We start from the raw sequence: 10,111 nt of genomic DNA on the forward strand, positions 1-10,111 counted from the left end.
GTGCCCGGTGGATCCGTACGGCCAACGGCGCGGCCGGCCGCGCCTCGGACGGCATTCGCTGTGCTGTGCCGGCAGCCCTGCATGAGCGGGCCGCTTACGAGCTGCAGGCCCTGTGCTCGCGTGTCGTCCGTGATCCGGCCGCGATCGCCGCGATGGCCCTGCTGGCCGACGACCGGGCCACCATCGAACCCGGCGGTGCCCTGGCGTTCGCCTGTCTGCTGTAAACCAGCGTGTGGACCCAGGGCAAGCAGTGGCCCCGGTCCGACTACCACCGCTGCGTCGGACCGGCCAGGTGACAGCACGCTCGCGTAGCACGGACACACGAAAGTTGGTGCGGCCGGGTTGCTGGCGCAGTGTTCGTAGTAGGCCCGTTCACCGCCTCTGCTCTCGTTTCAGCCGCAACTCAAGGTGTGGGTTCTCTCACCGGCGTCGGTCTGGATGACCGGGGCTGCGGCGGCTGTCGTACTGGTGGAGGCTGGCACCGATGCCAGAGCGCCGATGGCCAGCGCCGCTGTGACAGCGGCTGCAGTGCGGTGTCCTGCCCTCAGGAAAGTCATGCCGCTACGGCTATCGGCTCCCGCTTGTCCAAGGAAATGGTGTGGAGGCCCAAACCCCTCGAACGAAGGATCACCTGCTGCGGCGCGTGGCTGGTTTTCTTCCCGCCTTGTTCCCATAGCCTGCTGGAGTCGCTGACGCTGACGGGACGGTACGCCTGGGCTGTGTGAGGAGAACCCGGATGAGTGGTGCGCGGAACATGGGTATGGGAGCATCGGCTGCTGGCGACCCGCGGACGTCGGGGGCCGGCGTCCCGGAGGGCATGACGTCGTTCGACCACATCTACGATCAGCCGGATCCGCGGGCCTATTTCCGGGCACTGGGTCCACTGGATTACCAGGTGCCCCATCACGGACAGAGCATCTTCCGGCGGGCACTTACAGCCTGCGGGCAGACAGCCCGCCCGGCAGAACCGGTAACGGTGCTGGACATCTGCTGCTCGTACGGCATCAACGCCGCCCTCATCAACTATGAGGTGACACTGGACGACCTCTACTCCCACTACACGTCGCCGCAGGCCACCGAGCTCACCACGGCCGAGCTGATCGAGTGGGACCGCAGCTACTACGCGGATCGTCGACGCCATGACGCGGCACGGGTGATCGGACTCGACATGTCGGCGAACGCCATCTCCTACGCACGCGCGGTCGGCCTGCTGGACGAGGGCTTCGCCGAGAATCTCGAAACCGCGCTCCCTTCCCCGCCCTTGCTCCGCGCCGCGCGGCACACCCGGCTGATCACGATCACCGGAGGGGCGACCTTCCTGTCTGCCCGCACTTTCCAGCGGCTCCTGGCCGGTGTCCACGTCCCGGTGTGGGTTGCGGCCTTCGTGCTGCGCACGACCTCGTACGCGTCCATCGCAGCATGCCTGGCTTCACACGGCCTGGTCACCGAGAAGGACACCACGCACACCTTCCCGCAACGACGCTTCACAGACGCGGACGAACAGCGATACGCCGTCCAAGCGGTGACCGCAGGCGGCGAGGACCCGTACGGGAAGGAGGCCGACGGCTACTTCCACACCACACTGCACCTGTCGCGCCCCACTGAAGACGTGCGGGCATTTCCGCTGACCGATCTGATGCCGAGTCGGTGAGACCAGTCCCGCCCCGCACGCGCCCGGGTACAGATGAAGATCACCAACAGCGTCCATAAGTTCTGTCAGAACCCGTTCTCGGGAACAAAACCACGGTCTTCCAATTCGTGCGGCTACTCGCGCTCTTACCTCGCTCGCTACCAGGGCACCGGACGCCGCGCGCAGCGCGTCGCTCTCGGGCAGCGCGTCGCTCTCGGGCAGGGCGTCGCAGAGCCAGCTCTCTTGCAGTCGGTTTGGGGCGCGGCGCGGTTCGTACCGGGCGGCGAATGTGGCGAGGTGAAGGCGGACAGGACGCGGACGGCGCCGCGTTGAGGGTGTCGGGTTCCGGTCCGGGGGCGGTCTTGAGCTTGTCTGTGCGAGGTCGCTCGCTGGCTTGGAACCGCGGCGGCTGCGGCCCTGGATGGTCAGGGAGAGGGGAGTGGTGGGTGGGGGAGCGTGGTGTGGATGTGCTGGTGGTGGGGGCCGGTGTGCTGGGCCGTTCATTGGCGTTTGCGCTGGCCCGGGCGGCACCGGAGGCGCGGATCGTGCTGTCGGGTGATCAGGAGCTGGCCGGGGCGTCGAAGGTGGCGGGAGCGATGCTCGGCGTGCTCGGTGAGGTCACCCCGCTATCCCTGCGTACCCGGCACGGCCGTCTTCGCCTTCGGCTGGCAGTGGAGGCTGCCTGGCGCTGGCCGGCCTGGCGCGCGCAGGTTCGTGCCACGGCCGGAGCCGCGGGGCCGGCCCGTGACGGCTGGGGAGAGGGTACCCACGTCCTGCTCAACGCGGTTTCCTCGCGGCTGGACGATGCCGCCCTGATTGCGATCACGAGCGCCGCGTCCGACTATGGGCTGCCGTGCGAGGAGACCGATCCGGCCGGCATCCCCGGCTACCGGCCTTTGGACAACGACCGTGCCCTGCGGGCCCTGTTCCTGCCCGTCGAACGCTTCCTCGATGGCCGCGCATGGCTGGCCACCCTCGATGCCGCCCTCGACACCTTCCCCCACCTGGCCCGCACCGGGCCGGGTACTCTCACCACTGCCGCTGGCGGCCGATACCAGCTCATCACCCGCGAAGACGCCGTGACGGCCCCCACCGTGGTGGTTGCGGCCGGCGCCTGGACCACACCGCTGCTCACCGCCCTGGATCCGGACCTGCCGGTCGTCCCGGTGCTGACCGCCGCCGGCACCGCCCTGACCACCGCCGCTCCTCAGTCCCTCCACAGTGTGATCCGTACCCCGAACCGGGCCTACGCCTGCGGCCTGCACGCCGTCCCCCAGACCGACGGCACCTGGTACGTCGGCGCGACCGCCCATCCCACTCTCGCCCCCACCACCGCGACCACACCTGGGGCCCTGCGCTCCCTGCTGGACGCGGCGCTGGGTCAGCTCCACCACAACTTGGCCACCACCGCGCTGACCGGGGTGCACCACGGCAACCGGCCCCTCGGCCTGGACGGCCACCCGATCATCGGTCCCACACCCCGTCCTGGGCTGTGGGTGGCCGCTGGAACCCATCGCGACGGCCTGCACGCCTCCCCGGTGATCGCCACCGCCCTCGCAGACGCCATCCTCAAAACCACACCCACCGAGCTGCCGTCCCTGCTGCGGCCCTGGCTGCCCTGCCGGGACCTGATCTCCGACCTGTCCCTCGACCAGGCCGTCACCGAGGCCGCCGCCCACCACGCCGCGCTGGCCGCTGAGATGCGCATGCGCCCGCCCCTGACCGGGGCCTGGCCCGACGCACTGGCCTACGCCTACGCCCGCATGATGGAGCAGGCCTACGCCGCCATGCCCGACGGCTACATCCCCCCGCCCGACCTGGCCCCGCTCGCCTACGAGGACACCGGACCCGCCCTGGCCGAAATCGCCGCTGCTCACCTCGACCGCCACCACCGCAGCACCCGCTGACCACCGGCCATCGCACGAGCGGTGCTTTCCGCCGCACCACAGATCGAGGGGGATTGACGCCGAGCCCGGATCGTTTTCTCCGGCTCTGCCGCCAAGGAAGCCGGAGAGAACATCACCGGCGAGACGGAGATCCACACCCTGGATCGCGTCCTGGCCGTCAGGCTCGGGACATGCACCGTTCGTGAGCGGGCGATTACTTATGGTTGCCGGTGGAGAGGCTTGCTGTCTCAGTTGGTCAGCGGTGACAGGGGGGTGCGGTGTCTGGATCGGCCAGGTGCGGTGAGGAGGGCGGCAGGCCGGGCGGTGGGCCGGACAGTCGTTCAGGAACCCGGAATTCGTTACGGGTGCTGGTGACTGATCTGGACGGTACGTTACTTGGCGGTGGTGCCGGGCAACGCCGGGAGCTTCGCGAGGCGCTGGACCGCCATCCGGAGATCACGGTCGTGTTCGCAACCGGCCGTTCTCTGCCCTCCGTCCGTGAGGTGCTGCGGGAGTCGTTGGTGCCGACCCCGCGCTGGATCATCGCTGATGTCGGGGCCAGTGTCGTCGACGGCGACGATTTCACCCCGGAGGCCGTTGTGCAGGAGTGTCTGCGCAGCGGGTGGCCGGGAGCGGGAAGGGTCCGTGCCGCGCTCAAGGGCTTCACGGCTCTCACCTATCAGCCGGTGCCTCAGGAAGGGCGGTGCTCCTTCTACCTCCAGCCGCAGCATCTGACGGCCGAACTGTGCGCGGTGGTGGAGGAGCTGGGCTGTTCCTGGGTGTACTCGGAGGGCCGGTACTTCGATGTTCTGCCCCCGCGGGCGGGCAAGGGCAGTGCGCTGTCGCTGCTGGCGGCCAAGCAGGGCTGGCCGATGGAGTCCGTCCTTGTCGCGGGTGACTCACTCAACGACGTGTCCCTGCTCAGGATCGGCGCACACGCGGTCGTGGTGGGCAACGCCGAACAGGCCTTGCGCGAACGAGTCCCCTCCGGCGCCAGGGTGCAGCACACCCACGAGGAGGGCGCGGGCGGCATCCTCGCAGCCTTGCGCCGCCTCGGCTGGGTGAGCGGCGTCAACCGGCTGGTGATCGGATACCACCGCCCTCCTGCCCAGTGGACCACCGGCGGCTGGCAGCCCCCTGTGAGTCCCAACGGCATTCTGCCCGTCCTGCGCCGCGTCGCCGCCGGCACCGCGGATGCCGTGTGGGCGGCCGCCGCGGTCACCGGTGACGCCACAAGCCGAACGGCCCCGCTGGACGGCCGTGGGACGGGACTGCCATTGGCTCTGCTGCCGCTCTCTTCTGCCGACTGGGGGGCCTATTTCCACCGAGCGTGCAAGGAATCCCTATGGCCTGTGCTGATGTCCCGGCCCGATCTGATGCGTTTCGACGAGTCCTCCTGGGGCCGCTACGAGGAGGTTAACGCTCGCTTCGCCCATCACATCGCGGCCCAGGCCGCACAAGGCGCCACGGTCTGGCTCCACGACTACAACCTGTGGCTTGCTCCCGCTCTGCTTCGCCGGGACCGCCCTGATCTGCGGATCGGACTGTTCCACCACACCCCTTTTCCATCGCCAGACGTCTTCGCCGCGCTGCCCACCGCCACGCAGATCCGCGCATCATTGTCGGCCCTCGACTGGGCGGGCTTTCACACGGACACCTTCGCCGCCAACTTCCGTCGCACCATGGCCGGCTCCTCGCGCATCCCGTGCACCGGCGTCCATCCGCTCGGCATCGACCGCCCCGCGGTCGAGGATCTCGCCCACGCTCGTGCCGCGGCCCACCAAGGCAGGCGAACACCTTCCGGTCCCCTCGTCCTGTCGGTCGAACGCCTCGATTACGCCAAGGCGCCGGTGGAGAAGGCCGAAGCGCTGCACCGGCTTCTCTCCCGTCACCCTCACCTGCGGGGCCGACTGTGCTTTCGGCTCGTATGCCCCCCGCCGGAACCCGGCATCCGTGCCTACGACGCCACCCGCCGCCTCCTCGAACAGCGCATCGCCGCCGTCAACAGCATATGGGGCACTGCCGAGTGGCGCCCCATCGACTACCGCCCCTGGTCTGTGCCGTTCACCGAAGTGGTCGACCACTTTCTGCAAGCAGACGTCCTGTGGGTGACCTCTCACGCGGACGGCATGAACCTGACCGCCAAGGAGTACGTCGCCGCCCGCCATGCCGCCGGCATGCCCGGCGTCCTGGTTCTGTCACGGCATACCGGCGCCGCAGCCCAATTCGGCGCGGCCGCTCTGCTCACCGACCCCCACGACGGCGACGACCTGGCCCGCACCCTCCACCAAGCGCTCACCCTCCCGCTTGCCCGGCAACACACTCACCTGGAACGCCTCGCCGCCCTCCTCGATCGCCACACCCCCGTCGAATGGGCCGCACAGGTCGTCGCCGACATCCAATGTGCTCCCTCCGCTTCGCCCTTTCGAAACCCTGCCTCCGCCTGAACAAGGCCACCGTCGTCAAGGGGGTTTGGCCAGGCACCGTCGGCCTGCGCCATGCTCGTGTGACCGGCCGCTGACGGCTCGACTGGGCTCCAGCCGGGCGATCTGCGGCCGGATCCTGGCCGTTTCGGTGCCTGCACCGATAGGTAGGCATTGACGCTGACGAACGAGAGCACCTCCTGTATCCGATAGCAGTCCGGCAGAAGGAGATTGCCTTGGCGGATGACACAGAGGCGGCGAGCCGCAAAGCCGCCCGGAGGGTCCTTCTCGTCAGTCCCAAGACATCGTTCGGGCCCAAGCTTCAGCGCACGTACGCGGGCGGACTTGGAACCGTCAACCCGGGTGAGCGCAACGTCCTGCCGCCCCTGGATCTGCTCCGTATCGCAGGAGTCCTGCGGGCTGCGGGATATGTGCCGCGCATCGTGGACGAGGAGGTGGACGGCTCCCTCCGGCCGCTTGCGGATGCGCGACGGGGACGGACCGAGGCGGACATCGTGATCTGCCAGGTGTCACTGGCGGCCATGCGCGAGGACGTCTGCAGGCTGACCGAGTTCGCCGCGGCCGGACTGCGGGCTTTCGCCTACACCAGTATCCGCGGGCACGACCAGTGGCAGGAGATCCTCACCACCAGCGGCTGCGAAGCCCTGATCCTGCCCGAGGCGATACCGAGCCTGGGACACCTGGCCGAAGCCCGAGCCGCCGGTTCCCTTGCGATCCCCGGACTGATCACCGCGGCCACCGCACGCGACCCGGGAGGCCTGCCGCACGTCTACGGCGATCTGGCCGACGAACCGCTGCCGGCTCGTGATCTCGTCGATCATCGTCGCTACGTGTTCCCGGCACTTCCCGAGGAGCGCATCACCACGATGAACGCCAGCTTCGGCTGCCCCTACCCCTGCAGTTTCTACTGCCCTTACCCCCTGGGCGAGGGCAAGAAGGTCAGGGCGTACCCCGTCGAACGGATCGCTGCCGAGTTCGAGCAGTGCGCGCAGCTCGGTATCACCGCCGTGGTCTTCCGCGACCCTGTCTTCACCTTCGACCGGCGGCGCGCGCTGGCCCTGTGCGAAGCGGTCAAAAAGACCGGGGCAGGCATCCGATGGTGGTGCGAGACCCGGATCGACCGGCTCGACGAGGAACTGATCCGCGTCATGGTCGACGCCGGCTGTGTGGGCGTGGAGGTGGGGGTGGAGAGCGGGGACGCGCGCATGCACGACACCGCCGTCCGCAAGCGACTCGGCCTGGACACCGTCAGAGCGTTCCACCGCACAGCCCGGCAGACCGGCCTGAACATGCTCTTCCTCCTGCTCTTCGGTCTGCCCGGCGAGACCCGGCAGTCCATCGCCAACACCCTGGAATTCATCCTGGAACTGGGACTGTCGTCCGAGGAATTCAACATCGGAGTGATCACCCCGTACCCCGGCACAACCCTGCACGAGCTGGCCCTGGACGAAGGCTGGATCCGGCAAGACCAGGACCAGTTCACCAGCTTCAACGTGGTGATGCGCACGGACGAACTGACCGAGGACGATCTCACCGAAGCACTCGTGCTGACCGAGGAACTGCACCGGATCAACGGTGGCTGCGCCCCGGCTGAGGCCTTGGCCGCCTACCGCAGCCGCATCCGGAACTGGGCCGGCACGACGCCGGCACCCCACGGGCGCCCGGCATGACCAACGCCCCCACCCACGGCAACGCACCCGGCCGGGCTCAATCCGGCTCTGGACCGAACCGTACACGGTACGCCCTGATCACCGGGGCCAACCGCGGCCTGGGCCGCTCAGCCGCCGAACTGCTCGCCGAACAGGGCTGGGTCGTCCTCGCCGGTCACCGCAGGACCTCGACCACGGACCCGCTTGTGGCCACCGTGGCCGCGCGCGGTGGCCAAGCCGTCCCCGTCTCCCTGGACGTCACCGACCCGGCCACCCTTCAGACGGCCGCTGAGCGGATCGCCGACCATACGGGAGGCACCCTTCACGCCCTGATCAACAACGCCGGCGTCTTCCTTCCCGAGGACGCGCGCCTCACCTCGCTCACCCCGGAAGCCTGCCGAACGACTCTGCTCACCAACGTCGGCGGCCCTGTGCTGACCACGCTGGCCTTCCTCCCGCTGCTGCGCGCGGCCGGCGGCGCCAGCATCGTCAACGTCAGCAGCGCAGAGGCCCGAACGGAACGCGCGAACGGACAGTACACCTGCTACCGCGCTTCAAAGGCCGCGCTCGAACTCGCGACAGTCAACCTGTCGCTGGCGCTCCGGCCGGACCACATTGTGGTCAACGCCGTCGATCCCGGCTGGATACCGACCGACATGGGCGGACCAGACGCTCCCGACTGCGTGCACACCGCAGCCCGCCTCATCGCCTGGACCGCGAGCCTTGCACATCTACCCGAAGCCGCGTCAGGCGAGGTCTTCTCCGTACATGCTCTGCCGCCCGTTCTGGCAGCGCAAGCACAGCCACGCCGCCGGTAGAACTCAACCTCGTCGGATATCGACCCGCCGGTGACGTCGCTCCGCGCGGCCCTCCCGCGGCGGGGTGTCAGTGGCGGCTCCCTTTCCAGGACCCGAACACGAACGGGACACAGTGCCACACAGCCTGGATGGACGATGCGGGTGTGTCAACTTAACGGCCCTGTCTCACATTCGGTGGTAACGGAGAGTAGTGAGGGTCGTTGATACTCGCGTGGAGGATGTCAACGAGCTTGTGCAGGTGGTGTTTTCGGGTTTTTCACCGCTGGCCATAGAGGATGTGGCCGACGAGGGCGAGCGGATCGTGGTGCGGGCACGGACCCCGCAGCGCACCGCGGTCTGTCCGGTGTGCGGGGCATCGTGGCGCGTGCACGGATATCACTTGCGGACGCTGGCCGACATGCCGGTCGACGGACGGCGGGTGGTGGTCCGTGTGCGGGTGCGGCGCTTGGCGTGTCCCACGCGCGGCTGCCGGCAGACCTTCCGCGAGCAGGTGCCCGGAGTGCTGGAACGCTACCAGCGACGCATGGCCCGCCTGACCATGCAGGTCAAGGCCGTGGTCAAGGAGTTAGCGGGCCGGGCGGGATCACGTTTGCTGGCGATACTCGCGGCGGGCCTGTCTCGCCACACAGCCCTGCGCACCCTGCTGCGCATCCCTTTGCCCACCGGGCGGACACCCCACGTGATCGGCGTCGACGACTTCGCTCTGCGTCGGCGCCAGCGCTATGCCACCGTGGTGATCGACGCCGAGACCCATGAGCGCATCGACGCGCTGACCGACCGCACCGCCGACACGCTGGAAGCTTGGCTGCGCGAGCATCCGGGCGTCGAGGCCGTGTGCCGTGACGGCTCCGCGACCTATGCCGAGGCCATCCGCCGCGCCCTGCCCGACGCAGTGCAGTTCGCGGACAGGTGGCACCTGTGACACAACATGTGCCAAGCCTCCCTGAGCGAGGTGAAGGCACACAGCACCTGCTGGGCCGCCGTGCTGGACGCGCCCCTGCACGAAGGGCCCCGCGCACAGACGACCCTGGAACGCTGGCACCAGGTCCACGGCCTGCTCGAGAAGGGCGTAGGCCTGCTGGAGTGTGCCCGCCGCCTGCAACTGGCCCTGAACACGGTCAAACGCTACGCGCGAGCCGACCGGCCCGAGCGGATGCTCCGCGTCCCCAAATACCGTGCCAGCCTCGTCGACCCCTACCGCGAGCACCTGCGCAAACGTCGGACTCAGGACCCCGCCGTCCCCGTCAGCCACCTCTTCGAAGAGATCAACCCCCGGGTTCACCGGCTGCCTGAACCTCCTGTCCAGCATTGTCAGGTTGAGCGGGTGTTCGGAGGTGTGATCCGGTTCGGGATGTGCCTAGCCGAGGTGGTAGCGGTGGTTCAGGCTCTGGCGGGCAGGCCGGCGATGCTGGTGATCTGATTCCAGATGGTGAAGCGGTTGGTCATCTCGAGGCGGTAGTCGGGTGCGCTCATCAGGTGGCGGTGGGGTCTGAAGTGGAGTGAGATGCCGCTGAAGGAGGCGAGGAACCGTTGCGCGGCACCCACCGACCGGAATCCTTTCATCTCGCGTTCGCGTTGCCTCGTGGGCTGAACCCGTAAAGAATCAAAGCGTTGCTTCTTCTGGTCGGGTTCGTTGCCGCTGGTATGGGGATATCGAGTGAGGTGTGCGGGCAGCTCGGCTTGC

The 10,111-nt window shown here is 68.6% G+C and carries 5 protein-coding genes and 3 pseudogenes; 7 read left to right on the plus strand and 1 reads right to left on the minus strand.

Translation table 11 applies throughout. The features are described from left to right. From ACZ7GZ_RS40710 to ACZ7GZ_RS40740, 7 genes and pseudogenes are all read left to right on the plus strand, one after another. Positions 1–224, plus strand: a pseudogene (locus tag ACZ7GZ_RS40710) (hypothetical protein); the annotation flags it as partial. Between the two features lie 752 nt (positions 225–976). Next, positions 977–1,651, plus strand: coding sequence for a hypothetical protein (locus ACZ7GZ_RS40715; RefSeq protein WP_471032571.1), 675 nt, complete (start codon positions 977–979; stop codon positions 1,649–1,651). 425 nt (positions 1,652–2,076) lie between these two features. Then, positions 2,077–3,537: an NAD(P)/FAD-dependent oxidoreductase gene (locus ACZ7GZ_RS40720; RefSeq protein ID WP_471032574.1), complete on the plus strand. Its 1,461-nt coding sequence runs from the start codon at positions 2,077–2,079 to the stop codon at positions 3,535–3,537. 350 nt (positions 3,538–3,887) lie between these two features. Then, a complete protein-coding gene (locus tag ACZ7GZ_RS40725; protein ID WP_471032577.1) occupies positions 3,888–5,963 on the plus strand; it encodes a trehalose-6-phosphate synthase in 2,076 nt (691 codons plus the stop codon). 212 nt (positions 5,964–6,175) lie between these two features. Continuing rightward, positions 6,176–7,630, plus strand: a complete 1,455-nt coding sequence (locus tag ACZ7GZ_RS40730) for an AprD4 family radical SAM diol-dehydratase (protein ID WP_471032580.1) — start codon at positions 6,176–6,178, stop codon at positions 7,628–7,630. Beyond that, positions 7,627–8,427, plus strand: coding sequence for an SDR family NAD(P)-dependent oxidoreductase (locus ACZ7GZ_RS40735; RefSeq protein WP_471032583.1), 801 nt, complete (start codon positions 7,627–7,629; stop codon positions 8,425–8,427). Before ACZ7GZ_RS40730 ends, ACZ7GZ_RS40735 begins: the two co-directional genes overlap by 4 nt. A gap of 211 nt (positions 8,428–8,638) precedes the next feature. Then, positions 8,639–9,740, plus strand: a pseudogene (locus tag ACZ7GZ_RS40740) (ISL3 family transposase); the annotation flags it as partial. A gap of 67 nt (positions 9,741–9,807) precedes the next feature. Here ACZ7GZ_RS40740 and ACZ7GZ_RS40745 read toward each other — a convergent pair. Next, positions 9,808–10,111 (minus strand): annotated as a pseudogene (locus ACZ7GZ_RS40745) (hypothetical protein); the annotation flags it as partial.

The organism is Streptomyces sp. NPDC037288, assembly GCF_055603265.1.